This is a genomic window from Paenibacillus anaericanus (assembly GCF_003994475.1).
Lineage (GTDB): Bacteria > Bacillota > Bacilli > Paenibacillales > Paenibacillaceae > Fontibacillus > Fontibacillus anaericanus.
In genome coordinates this window covers 110,462-124,834 of record NZ_RZNY01000011.1, presented here as the reverse complement: position 1 = coordinate 124,834, position 14,373 = coordinate 110,462, and the positions used below count along the sequence as shown (strand labels likewise).

At 41.1% G+C, this 14,373-nt stretch carries 17 protein-coding genes; 14 read left to right on the top strand and 3 right to left on the bottom strand.

Annotation, left to right across the window (positions count from 1 at the left end):
* The first annotated feature begins 14 nt into the window (after nucleotides 1–14).
* Nucleotides 15–320 carry a DUF3889 domain-containing protein gene (locus EJP82_RS14600; protein ID WP_127192800.1) on the top strand — a complete coding sequence of 102 codons (306 nt, stop codon included), beginning with the start codon at nucleotides 15–17 and terminating at the stop codon, nucleotides 318–320.
* Between the two features lie 35 nt (nucleotides 321–355).
* Here EJP82_RS14600 and EJP82_RS14595 read toward each other — a convergent pair whose 3' ends face one another.
* Nucleotides 356–1,222, bottom strand: a complete 867-nt coding sequence (locus EJP82_RS14595) for a pentapeptide repeat-containing protein (RefSeq protein ID WP_127192799.1) — start codon at nucleotides 1,220–1,222, stop codon at nucleotides 356–358.
* A 158-nt stretch (nucleotides 1,223–1,380) separates the two neighbouring features.
* Here EJP82_RS14595 and EJP82_RS14590 point away from each other — a divergent pair, with 158 nt between their 5' ends.
* From EJP82_RS14590 to EJP82_RS14545, 10 genes are all read left to right on the top strand, one after another.
* Nucleotides 1,381–2,118: an MBL fold metallo-hydrolase gene (locus EJP82_RS14590; protein ID WP_127192798.1), complete on the top strand. Its 738-nt coding sequence runs from the start codon at nucleotides 1,381–1,383 to the stop codon at nucleotides 2,116–2,118.
* Between the two features lie 151 nt (nucleotides 2,119–2,269).
* Nucleotides 2,270–2,632 carry a globin domain-containing protein gene (locus EJP82_RS14585; protein ID WP_127192797.1) on the top strand — a complete coding sequence of 121 codons (363 nt, stop codon included), beginning with the start codon at nucleotides 2,270–2,272 and terminating at the stop codon, nucleotides 2,630–2,632.
* Nucleotides 2,633–2,683: 51 nt separating this feature from the next.
* On the top strand, nucleotides 2,684–3,607 hold the full coding sequence (murB, locus tag EJP82_RS14580; protein ID WP_127192796.1) for a UDP-N-acetylmuramate dehydrogenase: 924 nt from the start codon (nucleotides 2,684–2,686) through the stop codon (nucleotides 3,605–3,607).
* A gap of 22 nt (nucleotides 3,608–3,629) precedes the next feature.
* On the top strand, nucleotides 3,630–4,592 hold the full coding sequence (locus tag EJP82_RS14575) for a bifunctional riboflavin kinase/FAD synthetase (protein WP_127192795.1): 963 nt from the start codon (nucleotides 3,630–3,632) through the stop codon (nucleotides 4,590–4,592).
* 30 nt (nucleotides 4,593–4,622) lie between these two features.
* Nucleotides 4,623–5,273, top strand: a complete 651-nt coding sequence (locus EJP82_RS14570) for a helix-turn-helix transcriptional regulator (RefSeq protein ID WP_127192794.1) — start codon at nucleotides 4,623–4,625, stop codon at nucleotides 5,271–5,273.
* 15 nt (nucleotides 5,274–5,288) lie between these two features.
* The gene (locus EJP82_RS14565) at nucleotides 5,289–5,975 is read left to right on the top strand and encodes an HAD-IA family hydrolase (RefSeq protein WP_127192793.1); all 687 of its coding nucleotides are present in this window, start codon (nucleotides 5,289–5,291) and stop codon (nucleotides 5,973–5,975) included.
* The gene (locus EJP82_RS14560; RefSeq protein ID WP_281278198.1) at nucleotides 5,972–6,538 is read left to right on the top strand and encodes a sugar O-acetyltransferase; all 567 of its coding nucleotides are present in this window, start codon (nucleotides 5,972–5,974) and stop codon (nucleotides 6,536–6,538) included. The genes EJP82_RS14565 and EJP82_RS14560 overlap by 4 nt, the downstream gene beginning before the upstream one ends.
* 273 nt (nucleotides 6,539–6,811) lie before the next feature.
* Entirely contained in the window at nucleotides 6,812–7,462 is a 651-nt protein-coding gene (locus tag EJP82_RS14555) for a hypothetical protein (protein ID WP_127192792.1), read from the top strand.
* A gap of 59 nt (nucleotides 7,463–7,521) precedes the next feature.
* Nucleotides 7,522–7,749 carry a M56 family metallopeptidase gene (locus EJP82_RS14550; RefSeq protein WP_127192791.1) on the top strand — a complete coding sequence of 76 codons (228 nt, stop codon included), beginning with the start codon at nucleotides 7,522–7,524 and terminating at the stop codon, nucleotides 7,747–7,749.
* Nucleotides 7,750–7,763: 14 nt separating this feature from the next.
* Nucleotides 7,764–8,540: a hypothetical protein gene (locus tag EJP82_RS14545; RefSeq protein WP_127192790.1), complete on the top strand. Its 777-nt coding sequence runs from the start codon at nucleotides 7,764–7,766 to the stop codon at nucleotides 8,538–8,540.
* A 357-nt stretch (nucleotides 8,541–8,897) separates the two neighbouring features.
* Here the strand turns inward: EJP82_RS14545 and EJP82_RS14535 are convergent, their stop codons facing one another.
* The gene (locus EJP82_RS14535) at nucleotides 8,898–10,343 is read right to left on the bottom strand and encodes a DHA2 family efflux MFS transporter permease subunit (RefSeq protein ID WP_127192789.1); all 1,446 of its coding nucleotides are present in this window, start codon (nucleotides 10,341–10,343) and stop codon (nucleotides 8,898–8,900) included.
* Nucleotides 10,344–10,510: 167 nt separating this feature from the next.
* On the opposite strand from EJP82_RS14535, the gene EJP82_RS14530 reads away from it, so the two are divergent.
* The gene (locus tag EJP82_RS14530; protein ID WP_127192788.1) at nucleotides 10,511–11,065 is read left to right on the top strand and encodes a TetR/AcrR family transcriptional regulator; all 555 of its coding nucleotides are present in this window, start codon (nucleotides 10,511–10,513) and stop codon (nucleotides 11,063–11,065) included.
* Between the two features lie 75 nt (nucleotides 11,066–11,140).
* Here the strand turns inward: EJP82_RS14530 and EJP82_RS14525 are convergent, their stop codons facing one another.
* The gene (locus EJP82_RS14525; RefSeq protein ID WP_127192873.1) at nucleotides 11,141–12,121 is read right to left on the bottom strand and encodes an NAD(P)H-quinone oxidoreductase; all 981 of its coding nucleotides are present in this window, start codon (nucleotides 12,119–12,121) and stop codon (nucleotides 11,141–11,143) included.
* 209 nt (nucleotides 12,122–12,330) lie between these two features.
* Here EJP82_RS14525 and EJP82_RS14520 point away from each other — a divergent pair, with 209 nt between their 5' ends.
* Together EJP82_RS14520 and EJP82_RS14515 are read left to right on the top strand one after the other, a co-directional pair.
* Nucleotides 12,331–12,867, top strand: a complete 537-nt coding sequence (locus tag EJP82_RS14520; RefSeq protein WP_127192787.1) for a GNAT family N-acetyltransferase — start codon at nucleotides 12,331–12,333, stop codon at nucleotides 12,865–12,867.
* Between the two features lie 260 nt (nucleotides 12,868–13,127).
* Complete coding sequence (locus EJP82_RS14515; RefSeq protein ID WP_127192786.1) at nucleotides 13,128–14,354, top strand: MDR family MFS transporter; 1,227 nt, start codon at nucleotides 13,128–13,130, stop codon at nucleotides 14,352–14,354.
* Nucleotides 14,355–14,373: the final 19 nt, after the last annotated feature.

The following is a 14,373-nucleotide window of genomic DNA, read 5'->3' as shown; positions in this document are numbered from 1 at the left end:
GGTAGGTGCCAGATATGAGAAAAGTTATGATTTCCCTACTAGTTCTGCTCATAGCATCAACAATATCCGTAGGAGCTGCCCCGGATTACGCAAAATGGGGTGCCCTTGCAGTGAAAGAAACACAAAAACGTTACCAGGCGACCATCCTCGATTATAAGCATTTGGGTCGCACTGATTTGACCTCACAAAAATCTGAAGAGAGATTCAAACTATGGCTTGTAAACAAAGAGGGCAAGGAGTTTGGTGTTTACGTCAATATTGAATTTGATCCATCAAACGATAGGGTCCAAAGAATTCGGTTCACTGAAACTGATCGATAGAACAAGGACATCTCTTTATAACGCTATGTTATACGTCAGGACCAATGTTCTGGGCGAGAGAGTGACTTTGGAAACTTTGTCTGCCCATCGCCTTTTGCAGCGCCCAGTTGAGATTGGGTGAGAAAGATACTATTTGAGAGATCGGCACCTCTAAGGTCCGTGTCTCTGAAGTCAGCTCCGATAAGGTCAGCCATTCTAAGATCGGCTCCTCTGAGATCAGCGGCAATAAGGTAAGCCCCTCTTAAGTTAGCCCCTCTAAGATCGGCACCTTTGAGTTTGGCTCCAATAAGATCTGCCCCTCGGCCGAACGACTTCTGACGTCCTGAAATGTTCTTATACTGGCGACGTGCTTCGTCTCGAACGAGTTCGCTTGTCCGAAGAAGCAAAGTATTAACCTTTGCATGGTGAGCTGTCACTTCCAATGCCAGTAGGGCATCAGGACTGAGGAAAGTGAGACTTCCTGTCTCTTCAAGCGTGGCACTCAAGTCGCTGTGTATCGACTGGGTTGCATCCAAAGCCAATGCTTCAGTCAAATACCAGAGTAGCTCTTGGAGTTGCCACATGGTAGGGAACACCTCGAACATTTGCTTCGCGGATTGAGGAGCTTGACGCCAGTCTTGTCCGTTATAGGTGAATTGGGATAACTTTTGTCCCGCACCAAAGCAATCATAAACGGTGCAACCACGAAAGCCCTGATCCCTGAGTTTTGTATGTATACCACAACGGAAGTTGGGTTGAAGGTTGTGGCAGGGTTGTCCGGCGGCTTTATCAATTGCGAAGTCTACTGAAGCCCCGAAAGGCAGTGCAGCACAGCACAATCCAAAGCACTTCTCACAGTCAGCACGTAGACTATGCGAATCGCTATCTGGGGAAGGTCCAGAAAGTACAAGAGTGTCAGTCATATCTATATCCTTCTTTCCTTAATTCATCTTAAAGTAAGGCTATTAAATATTACTACAGAATATGGGTACCATCAATTCATATTTCCGATTCCATTTACAAAAATGAACGACTACATTAATCTAATATAAAACTAGTTGGATAACAGGAGGGACTTCATATGGGCGACTTTCGACTACTCGATATCGAGTTCGAACATAGCGGACAACAACAGATCATAACCCCGATCCTGCTTCAAGATGAGCACGATACGATTCTTGTTGACTGCGGGTATCCTAATTTTATGAGCCTACTTGAAAAAGCAGTTAATCGATACGATATCACACTAGATTCGATTACAAAATTGATCGTGACCCATCATGATATTGATCATATCGGTTCGCTTGCAGCAATAAAACGGACGTATCCACATATTCAGATTATCGCATATGAAATGGAAGTGCCTTATATTGAAGGAGACAAAAAAGTTATCCGACTTGAGCAGGCAGAGTCCACGTTTGATGAACTTCCTGCAGAGGCAAAACCATATGTACAACAGTTTATGGACAGCTTAAAGGCAGTCGAAACCGTTCGAGTAGACCAGACGGTCACAAATGGTGAGATACTCCCTTGGTGCGGTGGCATCGAAATTGTTCATACACCTGGACATGTACCCGGTCATATTTCGTTATATCTGCCTTCAAGTAAAACTTTAATCGCGGGAGACGTGGTCGTCATCGAGCAAGAGAAGCTCGGTATCGCCAACCCCCAATTTGCAGATGATTTAGATGAGGCGCTCCGCTCCGTTAAACTATTGCTCGACTATGACATCGAACAGCTCGTATGCTATCATGGCGGCTTATTTCAAGGCGATGTACAACAAGCAATTCAGCAGCTTGTTCAAGATTATACAACATAGAGAACTACTTCATGTTCATCAATCGAACTTATGAATTGAGAACCGATTTTTCGGTTCTTTTTCTATTGCTGGGACAAAGATTTACATTATATACTTTTTAAACATTAGTGTATATAATGTTTAACTATAAACGAACTAATAGGGGGTACCCATGGTATTATATGATGAACTTGGCGGGCAACTAGGGATACGTAAGGTTGTTGAATCCTTCTATCCTAAGGTGAAGAAAGATCCTTTATTAGCTCCTTTATTCACGAATGACATTGACTCCATTATGGAGAAACAAGAGATGTTTTTGAGCCAATTTTTTGGTGGTCCTGATTTGTACACGTCGGTGTTCGGACATCCTCGGATGAGAGCACGTCATATGCCTTTTACTATCACTCGTGATCATGCCGATGCTTGGTTATCATGCATGAGTAGGGCACTCGAAGAAACGGTTGAATCAGAAGAACTCAGGCATGCGGTCATTGAACGTTTGAAGGTATCCGCATACTTTTTCGTAAACTCTTAATAATTGTATAATTCATGAATCCGATGATAACTATCGAAGGGAAAGAACTTAATGAATAACGAATTCAACCTCCATAATTATGTGAAAGAAAAGCTGCCGACTCTGGATATCAAGTTTGCTGAGCCGATTAAGAATCATGCCTATACAAAGTTAGGGGGGAGTGCTGATGTCTTCATTACTCCGTCCACGTATGATGAGATCGGCGCAATTCTTCAAGCAGCGAGAGCAGAACATATTCCAATTACCCTACTTGGACATGGTGCTAATCTCATTGTAAAAGATGGTGGCCTGCGCGGTATTACAATGAATCTAAATAAATTTAATGAAATCCGTAGCGAAAATCACACCATTTATGCGCAAGCTGGTGCTTCAATTATAGAGGTATCTAGATATGCATTGGATAAAGAGCTTTCTGGACTTGAGTTTGCTTGTGGCATCCCCGGAACGGTTGGTGGTGCATTGTTTATGAATGCTGGCGCCTATGGTGGGCAGATAGAAGATGTCTTAGTTAAAGCAGTGATCATGACTCAAGAAGGGGAACTCTTAACTTTATCCAAGGAAGATTTATCATTCGGATATCGAAAGAGTATTATCTCTGAGAAAAATTATATCGTGCTCGAAGCTGAATTTGCTCTACAACCAGCCGACCTTGCAATGATACAAGTGAAAATGAAGGAATTCACAGAGGCGCGGGAAAGTAAACAACCTTTAGAATATCCTTCATGTGGCAGTGTTTTCAAACGTCCACCGGGTTATTTTGCTGGTAAACTGATTCAAGACTGTGGCCTACAAGGTAAGCGAATTGGCGGAGCAGAGGTATCTACGAAACACGCTGGTTTCATAGTGAATGTAAATAATGCTACGTCTCAGGATTACATTGACTTGATAGAACTCATTAAGAATACGGTGAAACAGAATTTTGATATCGATTTAGAGACAGAAGTCATCATTATTGGTGAAGACCCTACGAATTGAGATAGAAGTGGAGAGGATATACATGGAGATCATTGAAGTTACATCAACCCCACCCATAGATTCAGACTCTCTTGTCCTTGTAATTGGTAAATTTGATGGACTTCATAAAGGCCATCAAGTGATCCTTGAAACAGCAAGAGAATTTATGGCGGAGAAGGATAAGCTCGCCGTATTGAGTTTTTCCGAGCATCCACAGTGGGTGCTGAGACAGGATCCAAACTTCGAGAAGAAACTCACACCGGAAGATGACAAATTGCGGATTTTAAAAGAATTCGGTGTTGATCGATACTACCTCGTGAAGTTCACAAAAGAATATGCGAAAATTTCAGCTAAAGAATTTATCTTGGATCATATTTCTAAATTAAATGTGAAGCGGATCGTGGTTGGAGAGGGATTCCATTTTGGCAAGGGTAGTGAGTCCAGCACGGAAGAACTCAAATCATTGTGCGCTCAAATCGATGTATCCGTAACGGTTGTACCTTTGATCATGGAAAACGGAAGTGAAGTCAGCAGCAGTACGATTCGTTCATTAGTAGCGGACGGGGAAATGGAAGCTATTCAAGCCCGATTAGGTCGACCTTATACGGTTACTGGAACTGTGATACACGGTAAAAAACTGGGTAGGGAGCTTGGTTTTCCAACGATTAATTTGGGAGGAACAGATTCGTATGTTTTTCCTAAACCAGGGGTTTATATGGGAACTGTAGAGATCCATGATGGAAACTTTGGGCAAACAAACTGGAACGTACTCATTAGTGCCGGATATCGTCCTACCGTAAATGGGACTGGTTATTTGATCGAAGCTTATTTGCTTGATTTCTCAGGGGATTTGTATGGAGCAACCGTCACTGTTTCATTTTTAAAATATTTACGTGGGGAAATCAAATTTTCGGGTCTGGAACCACTCATTGCACAGATGACAAACGATAAAATAGAAGCCCAGCGTCTCTTCCAGGAAATGTCATTGTTGCACAATTCACGATAGATTTGAGATTGGACAGGGACGGTGAGGATCATGACGCCAATCGATCAAAGTAAGCTTTCGACGAGAGAATACATTATGCAGCTTCTAAAAACTAAAGGTGAGTTAAGTATCAAGGATCTTTCGGAAGCACTGGGGATAACGGTTATGGCTGTTAGCCGTCATATTCAATCATTAGAACGGGATAATCACATTACTTCCAAGAAGATCAGGCAATCCATGGGCAGACCAACGGCTGTTTATTGCCTAACCGATCATTCCAGAGGCTTCTTTCCTGTTAAATATCAAACATTCTCGCTTGAATTATTAGAAGAGATTGAAGATCATTTTGGCGAAGTGGGCATTGAGCAGGTTTTTGAAGGACGTAAGAATAAGATGGTCAAGCAATACGATAGCCACATGCAAGGGCAGGACTTTGCTGATCGTGTTTCAAATCTCGCCAACATTCAGAACGAAAATGGGTACATGGCTGAGTGGGAGCAGATCAATGAGGGTGAGTTTGTGCTTCAGGAACACAATTGCCCGATTGAACAAGTCGCTACGAAATATCAACAGGCTTGTGGGTGCGAATTACAATTATTTGAATCGTTACTAGGCAATGCGGAAGTCAAACGTACGGAATGCCTTGCCGATGGCGGACAAAGATGTACCTATCAAATTAAAAAGAGAGATAACAACAACTAATCAGGAGAAGTTAAAATGCCCTCATCACTTATATTCGATATGGATGGAACGCTGTTTCAGACGAACAAAATCTTAGAGTTGGCTCTAGATGAAACCTTTGCGTATTTGACGTCTCTAAATGAGTGGTCTAACGAAACGCCTCTTCAAAAATATCGTGAGATTATGGGCGTTCCTCTACCCGTAGTATGGGAAACGTTATTACCGACTCATTCAAATGAGATCAGACAAAGGGCAAACGAATTTTTCCATGATAAATTAATTGCAAATATTAACAATGGAAACGGTGCCCTCTATCCGCATGTCCGCGAGGTCTTCGATTACTTGAAAGAAACAGGTAGCTCCATCTTTATCGCAAGTAATGGACAAGTCGAATATCTGAATGCCATCGTAAATTATTATAATTTTGATGTATGGGTCACTGAAACCTTCAGTATTCAGCAGATACAAACACAGAATAAGGCTGATCTAGTTAACTTTATTCTAAATAAATATAACATCGAGCATGCTGCAGTGGTCGGGGATAGACTGTCTGATATCCATGCTGCAAAAAGCAATGGCTTGATGGCGATTGGCTGTCGGTTTGACTTTTCCCAAGAAGACGAGCTTGCACAAGCGGATGCAATCATTGATGACCTACTTGAATTAAGAACACTAATCAGTGATAAAATGAATACAGAGCATGAGAGAGGAAGTTGGAAATGAACATCAAGACCGAGAAAGAAAAAATGTTAAACGGAGAACTATATATCGCCGCAGATCCACAATTAACCAAAGATCGTGAGAACGCTAGAAGACTGAGTCGTTTATTTAATCAAACAACGGAAACGGAACATGACAAACGAACGGAACTTCTCAAAGAGCTTTTTGGTTCAGCGGCTGGTGACCTTTACATAGAACCATCGTTTCGTTGCGATTATGGTTACAATATCCATGTCGGCAACAATTTTTATGCCAATTTCAACTGTGTCATCCTAGACGTGTGTGAAGTTCGAATCGGAGATAATTGTTTTCTAGCACCAGGCGTACAAATCTATACAGCTACGCACCCGCTAAACCCATTTGAACGTACTTCAGGGGCAGAGTATGGAAAGCCTATAACGATTGGTAATAATGTTTGGATTGGTGGAAGCGCAGTTATAAATCCTGGTGTCACGATTGGAGATAATGCGGTTATTGCCTCTGGTGCAGTGGTGACAAAGGATGTACCTGATAATGTAGTTGTTGGTGGGAATCCTGCTAAAGTAATTAAACATATCGAGATTTAATTGAACTACCTCCGTTGACGAGGCCAACTCCATATCACTTGATATCCCCGATTACTTTTAAAGCACATCCTTATTGAAGTAACAGGAAACGATAGTTCAACAGAGCAAGGGCTGCCGAGTGGTAGCCCTTTTCTCAACTAACGTAACGGGCAGGATAGTTTAATCATTCGCCGAATACCTTAGATAAGGTGAATATAAGGTTGGGGAGAATTGGGGAACCTCGCTGTTTCTTTTCCTCAAACTATCTAATTACGTTTTAAAAGGAGATTTATATTGAAGCAACTTTGGTGGAAAATTTCATTTTATTTCGTCTTGTTCGTAGTGGTTTTATTCATGGCAATCGATGGGTATTCGTCAGTCTTGATAGTAGGAACTGCTGTGATGGCTACCCTGATTTTTTTTATAATCCGATTTATTTATCCGTTAGCTTTGGAAAAGCGTGTGGACCGCGTGGAATCCTTTTTACGCAGTCAGAAAAACACGCCTGGACTCTATATTAATTATGTTTTTGCTAACAGACTTGAGGATGAAGCAAGAACGATTATGGAGCAGCTTATGAGCAAATATAAGCAGGCAGCAGCACAGGCATCGTACAAGGCGGCATACGGCGTTTATCGCAAAGATATGACTGCAGTTCAAGAAGCCTTACCGTACATCCGCTATTCTGATTACCGGACATATTACGAAACGATTCTACTGTTGGAGGACGGGGAGAGTGCTCAGGCTCGAAAACGTCTTGAATCCATCAAGAAGCCTTGGATGAGATCAGCACTGCTAACGGAAATTGAACTCAAAGCTGGCTGCATCGAAACTGCGGTCAAGCACGCCAGGGAAGCCCTTAACTCTTCGAGAGGCGTCCAGCATTATGTGTTACATAAGGAATACGAAAGGATATTACCACGGGCTGTTGAACTCGTATCGTAAATTCGGAATGTAAAGGTAGGGTTAGGCTTGAATTTAGCGTAGAGTAGGATTAATCTCCCATGAGTGTGCTTCTTTCGCTCCATTGGTTCAATTCGCTCCTTTGGTATACCTATTGTTTGAGGATGCGTGAAGATCAGGAAATTGCATGCGATGCATTTGCCTTATCTCGCATCAATCCTGCGGAGTCAAAAGACTACGCCTTCACGATCATCAAACTGCTGGAGACATTTAAAATTTCTGTTCGACAGCAGACGCTGCAAGCATTTCGGACAACAAGAAAGCTCTAGAGAGGAGACTCATTATGATTACTTCATTTACTAAGAACTCCACCAAATGGTCATTAGTTGGTCTTGCGGTTATTTTACTGATTAGCGGTTGCGCGTTAACGAATGCGAAAACAGACGTAAGCCAAAAAGGAGATAATGTTATCGAATATGCCACTCAGCTAAAATTTGCCGCAGTTCCGACAAGCGAATTGCCAGCAGAAAAACCTGAGGCAGGGCTAAAAGAATTAAAGGGCACAGAGCTAGAGCTACAAATCAATGGCAAGAAAGTCTTGGTAAAGCTTTATCAAGGAACCGATTCGCATGATGTCTACGCTTTCTTAATCGACGAAGGGCAATCTTATAGCATCGGCTTGGCTTCCTCTTATAGTCTGTTGGGGATCAACGAGCTAATAGCCTCCGACCTCACAGGTAACGGACAAAATGAACTGCTCATCTCTGGAGACATGGGCGCGGCATACGTTGAACTTAAAGTTATCGGATACGACGCGGAAACCAAGCGATGGTTGAACCTGCTCACCATGGGGACGCCCAAAATTGTGGATCTTGATGGCGATGGGAAATCTGATTTGATGGCGGTCTCAGCAGCTGGCAGCATCCCGTCGTACTTGCTGATCTACCAATGGACCCAAGGCCATTTCGAGATGGCCGACGTGGTCAAGCAGCTTGGGAACGTCTACACCACGTTGGTGGAACAAGACGGTTCGACCTTGATCCAGTCGGGGACAGATGATGCAAAGAAATTGTTCCGTTATGCCGATGGTGAGCTTGCTGAGGTAAACACAACTGAATAAGCTTTGCAAACACGTTATTGGAACATAGAATGTCGAGGCTGCCGATGTTCAAAAAGGTGGTCCAGCTCACTGATGGACATGATGACGCAGGTCATTACGCTAACGGAGACGTTAGCTCAATAAAACAGCGACAGTCTAGGACTTTATTTTCTTGTCCATGACTATCGCTGTTTTTAATTAAGTGTAATGAGTCTAATATTTATTTATCTGATCAATTCAGTGTCCTCGTAAAACCGATTGCCTTTTCCGGCGAATCCATGAAATCAGTGCTCGACAAGAACTAACTTTATTCCCAGTTTTATTTCGTTAAGCATCGTTTTGGTTATGAGCCATTTTTCCATGCAAACATAGATTAAATTAAGCTTGTTCTTGCATCGTTGACTTCTTTTTCTTAGGCATAAATAATGTGATAACAAGTGCGATAACAGCTAAGATCATCATGAAATAATAGGCATCACTCGCACCTAAAATGGAAGCAAGGGTTTTAAGGAGCTCAGGAGTAGTGGAAGGATTACTGTGCATCACTGTAGCAGCATGGCTTGTTGCCTGTGCTGTATATATTGTAATCACAACAGCAGTGCCTATCGCTCCTGCAATTTGCCGAACGGTATTATTCACAGCTGAACCGTGCATACCGAGTTGTTTGGGTAGCGCATTTAGTCCGGCCGTATTGAGTGGCATTGTAATGAAGCTTAATCCAATTCGAAGGCAAATCGTACGAATCATTAAAAACATATACGTTGTCGTTACAGATAAATCTGTTACGGCCCACATGGATGGGATAATAAACAGTAAACCAATGATAAACAGCGGCTTCGCACCAAAACGATCATACAATTTACCCGTAACGGGTGACATAAACGCATTCACGAGTGCGCCTGGTAATAATAAAAGCCCTGCATCAAATGCCGTGAACCCACGACCTTTTTGTAAATAGATCGGCAATAAAATCATATCAGCGTACATCATCATCGTGATTAATACGTTAATAACAGACGTTAAAGTAAAGACTTTATGTTTAAACACCGATAGGTTTAATAGTGGGTCATCGGACTTCATTTGTCGAATACAGAAGAGCGCCGTTACAACGATACCAATAACCAATGTAAGTATCACAAATAAGTCGTCCCAACCTCTGCTACCTGCACTACTGAAACCGTATAAAATAAAGCCAAATCCAAATGTTGATAAAAGAACACTCACCACATCGAGCTTCGACTTAGACGTTTCGGAAACATTCACTAAATATTTATAAGCTAAAAGAATGACAATAAGGACAAGCGGTATTAGGCCGATAAACAACCAGCGCCAAGAGTGATATTGAATGACAAATCCCGAAAGAGTCGGTCCAATGGCAGGAGCGAAAATGATCGCCAGTCCAAGGAGCCCCATTGCACTACCACGTTTTTCGACTGGAAAAATAGTGAGTACGACGCTCATCATGAGTGGCATAATAATTCCTGCACCGGCAGCTTGAATCATCCGTCCTGCCAATAGCACACTAAAGTTTGGCGCCACTGCGCAAATAATCGAACCGATTAATAAGAATAGCATAGCACTTAAGAATAGTTGACGCGTTGTAAAGCGTTTCATTAGATATGCTGTAATCGGAATCAAGATCCCGTTGACCAACATAAAACCCGTTGAAATCCATTGTACTGTTGTTGCCGTTACATGAAATACATCCATCAAATTGCTTAATGCGATATTTAATAGAGTTTGATTCAATGTGGATAAGAAACAACCAAAGATTAAAATCGCTAGTAATATCCCATTGTTAATTTTCTTTTTGTCTTTCCCCATGGAGTAAGTCCTCTTTTCATTGCTTTTTAGACAGAGTGTCAATAAAATATATTTTATCAGTATTTTAGAAAAATACCTATCTACAATTACTTTGAAAATGTTGACTAATCGACAGAATTAGTTAATTCGTTAATGAAGTGAAAAATAAACGATAATAGAGGGAAGAAATGTCTACAAAAAAGAAAGAAGATCCACGTGCCATTCGCTCAAAGAAAATGTTTAAGAATGCCGTTTTCTCATTGTTAGCCGAAAATCTCGAAGTTTCTCAGTTGACCGTTCAAAAAATTGCGAACCGTGCAGAACTAAATCGTGCAACGTTTTATTTGCATTATGAGGATATTAACGACTTGTTACGGCAGATCGTACATGAAATATTTGATGACCTATCGATGAAAATAGAACCGATATTACATGAAAAGAGTATCCTCGAGCAGGAACAGTTGATAACATTTTTAAATTATATTTATGATTACCGGAAAATTTTTGCGGTACTGGTTGAGAAAAAAGGATTCAAAAAACACTTATTTAACCTTATTAAAAGCACAATAGAGGCGCGTAGAATCGCGAGAAACATTGAATCCACAAGGGATGTAGTTTCAGTTGATATCATTGCATCTTCACTACTGGGGATTATTATGTGGTGGATTGAGGATGGCATTCAGTATAGCTCTGAATACATAGCGGGCCAAATTACCTCGTTGTATAAGAGGAGGCATTTGTAGTTGTTCAAATACGAAAAGGGAACCGGACGCATCCAATTCCCTTATCTAACATTTAAGTTTTATGACACCATATAACTATTCTTGCACTTGTAGGATTATCTTGCCCGTATTGTGGTTTTCCTCCATACGCGTGTGAGCCTCGCCAACCTTTTCAAGTGGATATACCTTGTCAACAACAGGGATTATTTCGCCTCGTTCAAAATAAGGAGTGACGATGGTGATGAACTCATTCGTTAAGCGGGCTTTATATTCATCGCTTCTTGGCGTTAATAGAGTTCCTGTTAGTTGAACTCTTTTTAACATCAAGTCAAATAAATTAACCTTTTCAATTGTACCTCCGCCTAGAATGCCGATAAGGACCCAACGGCCTTCCACTTTTAGACTTGCTAGGTTTTTTGCCCAATAGTTTGCACCGATAAAATCTAGAATCAGTTCCACACCTTTGCCATCTGTAGCGCGATGTACCTCTGTATCGAAAGATTCTTCCTTGTAATTAATAAGGACATCGGCACCAAGTGATTGACAGAAATCTAACTTCTCTTTGGAACCAGCGGTAACGATAACTTTGGCTTTACACAGTTTTTTTGCCAATTGAATAGCAGCTGTCCCAACTCCGCTAGCACCTGCATGGATTAAGACGGTCTCATGTTCTTGAAGCTGACCGATCCAAATCAGAGTCTGATATGCAGTAAGAAATACTTCTGGAATAGCGGCTGCCTCTTCAAAAGTAAAAGATTCAGGAATCATCATGGCACGATCGGACGGCATAACTGTATACTCGGCATAAGCACCACCATTGACAAGTCCCATTACCTTATCTCCTATAGAAAACGGGCTGTCTCCGTTTACTTCAACTACGGTACCCGCAATTTCAACACCAATAATCGGATTTGCTACATAACCTGTTTTACCTTCACGCATTAATATATCCGTACGATTTAACGCTGTAGCGTGAACTTGTATTAGTAATTCACCTTTTGCGGGTGTGGGTTTGGGTAGCTCTACCACTTCAAGTTGCTCCACGCCACCCGGTTTTTTTGCCACAACACACTTCATCATTGATCTCAACTCCTCATTACTTTTTGCAAACCATATACAAATTAATATTACACATAACAGCTAGAAAAACCTATTTTGACTTAAAACAATAGTTATTCCGAATGATAAGGATGCTGAGAAGATTTTTACTGGAGTAATTGTGGAAGATTAAATATGTTAAAATGCAGGTAAGACAAGCTATTTCGAATTAGGAGATGTGAACCAACTTGAACATAACTATTAGAAAAGAGCAACTTCAAGATTATAAAATCACCGAAGAAGTCGTACAGCGTGCTTTTGCGGATATGGAGATTAGCGATAAAAAGGAGCAAGAGTTAGTCGCTCGAATTAGACAAGCAGATGTGTTTATCCCAGAACTATCATTAGTAGCTACTAATGAGAATGACACTGAAATCGTTGGACATATTCTGTTATCTAAAATAAAAATTGTTAGTGGCATTCAAAGTGTAGAATCACTTGCACTTGCTCCTGTTGCTGTCTTGCCGGAGTACCAAAACAAAGGCGTAGGAAAAATGTTAATTCTTAAAGCATTACAGAAAGCTAAAGAACTAGGATATAGCTCTGTTGTCGTACTTGGACATCCAAGATATTATCCGAAATTCGGATTCAAAGCTGCATCCAATTGGGGAATCCAGGCTCCATTCGAAGTACCTGATGAAGCGTTTATGGCATTGGAGTTACAGGAAGAGGCACTTGCTGGGGTAACTGGAATTGTAGAATATCCGGGTGTTTTCTTTGAATAAGTGTCCGTTTCACTAAATTATAAAAACCAAGTCAGATCAATAAAACAAACGGCAGCCAAGGACATAATTTTCTCGTCCAAGGCTGCCGTTTGTTGTTCACTTACTCTAGTAAGATACAACATTGCGAGTATGTAAAATTCAATTAATTATCTTGAAAAGTTAGAAGTTTATGATATATTATTAGTCCTCGCTTTTTCACAATATTTTCTTTTCGTTTCTTCTTTTATACAATGAAGCTGAGAACAGGAGGACTACCTAAGTTGAGTTGGTTTAAATGGGATCTTAATCTGAAAATAAGGCTGATGGGGGAAACGTTATTTAACATGCTCTTCTGGATGTATTTCCCTTTCATGACCTTGTTTTTTAGTGATGCTTTTGGCAAAACTATAGCGAGTATGTTAATGACAGTGATCCCTCTAGTAGGCATCATTGGTGGTTTGTTTGGTGGTTATTTATCTGATAAAGTAGGCCGTCGACCCACCATGCTGCTTGGAGCTTTCATGCAATCAGCCATGTTTGCCTTATTTGCCCTTTCTTCGTCTCAATGGATCGAGTATATCGCTTATATCGGAGTAGGACTCGGTGGTTCGATCTACACGCCAGCCAGTTCTGCAATGGTAGCTGATATTACGCCAGAGAAAGATCGGAGGATGGTATTCGCTACTTTTGTAACGGGTAAAAATATTGGTGCTGTATTTGGGCCGCTGCTTGGATCTATATTCTTCATTCATCATCGAATTGAACTTCTATGGACCTGTACTCTCGTTACGCTAATCTATTCTCTTGTGATCTTATGGAAGATTAGAGAGACATTACCGATGAAGGCCATACTTCCGCATGAATCGTACACAATGTCCAAAGTATTCAAGGAACAATGGCATAACTATGGACTTATATTACGAGATAAAGTTTTTGCTATATATATTTTGGCAGGTATTTTGGTTACCGTTGCTTTCATGCAGCTTGATATGTATCTTGCCACGTACGTTAAGGAATACGTACCAGCCCAAACATTATTTGCGCTTAAGAACTGGTCTTTTTCTCTAAGCAATTCGGAGATATTCGGGTGGATGCTTGGCCTAAATGGCCTCATGTTTGTTCTATTAGTCATACCCGTAACGAAATGGTTTGAACATTGGAGTGACCGAAATGTATTTATTTTATCTTCTGTATTGTTCGGATTGGGTATGTTTTTGATCGGTTTAACCACTAATATATGGTTGTTATTTATATTTACTTTCATTTTTACGATAGGGGAGTTGTCTCGCTCTCCAGTGACACAGAGTTTTGTTAGTGATTATGCACCTGAACATGCAAGGGGACAGTATATGGGGGCATCTAACTTGCAGTATTCCATTGGGCGATTTTTTGCCCCGCTGACGATTTTCCTTTCATCTTGGCTAGGACCGATTGAGGTGTTTGGCTTCATTTTCCTAGTTACTTTAATAAGCGCTGCTCTGTATGTAAAGCTCTTCAGACTTATCTGAAGAGCTTTTAGTAACTTAC

Excerpts from the sequence above, each read along its gene's own strand:
- EJP82_RS14600 (WP_127192800.1), top strand. The coding sequence starts at position 15 with ATGAGAAAAGTTATGATTTCCCTACTAGTTCTGCTCATAGCATCAACA.
- EJP82_RS14595 (WP_127192799.1), bottom strand. The coding sequence starts at position 1,222 with ATGACTGACACTCTTGTACTTTCTGGACCTTCCCCAGATAGCGATTCG.
- EJP82_RS14590 (WP_127192798.1), top strand. The coding sequence starts at position 1,381 with ATGGGCGACTTTCGACTACTCGATATCGAGTTCGAACATAGCGGACAA.
- EJP82_RS14585 (WP_127192797.1), top strand. The coding sequence starts at position 2,270 with ATGGTATTATATGATGAACTTGGCGGGCAACTAGGGATACGTAAGGTT.
- murB (WP_127192796.1), top strand. The coding sequence starts at position 2,684 with ATGAATAACGAATTCAACCTCCATAATTATGTGAAAGAAAAGCTGCCG.
- EJP82_RS14575 (WP_127192795.1), top strand. The coding sequence starts at position 3,630 with ATGGAGATCATTGAAGTTACATCAACCCCACCCATAGATTCAGACTCT.
- EJP82_RS14570 (WP_127192794.1), top strand. The coding sequence starts at position 4,623 with ATGACGCCAATCGATCAAAGTAAGCTTTCGACGAGAGAATACATTATG.
- EJP82_RS14565 (WP_127192793.1), top strand. The coding sequence starts at position 5,289 with ATGCCCTCATCACTTATATTCGATATGGATGGAACGCTGTTTCAGACG.
- EJP82_RS14560 (WP_281278198.1), top strand. The coding sequence starts at position 5,972 with ATGAACATCAAGACCGAGAAAGAAAAAATGTTAAACGGAGAACTATAT.
- EJP82_RS14550 (WP_127192791.1), top strand. The coding sequence starts at position 7,522 with ATGAGTGTGCTTCTTTCGCTCCATTGGTTCAATTCGCTCCTTTGGTAT.
- EJP82_RS14545 (WP_127192790.1), top strand. The coding sequence starts at position 7,764 with ATGATTACTTCATTTACTAAGAACTCCACCAAATGGTCATTAGTTGGT.
- EJP82_RS14535 (WP_127192789.1), bottom strand. The coding sequence starts at position 10,343 with ATGGGGAAAGACAAAAAGAAAATTAACAATGGGATATTACTAGCGATT.
- EJP82_RS14530 (WP_127192788.1), top strand. The coding sequence starts at position 10,511 with ATGTCTACAAAAAAGAAAGAAGATCCACGTGCCATTCGCTCAAAGAAA.
- EJP82_RS14525 (WP_127192873.1), bottom strand. The coding sequence starts at position 12,121 with ATGAAGTGTGTTGTGGCAAAAAAACCGGGTGGCGTGGAGCAACTTGAA.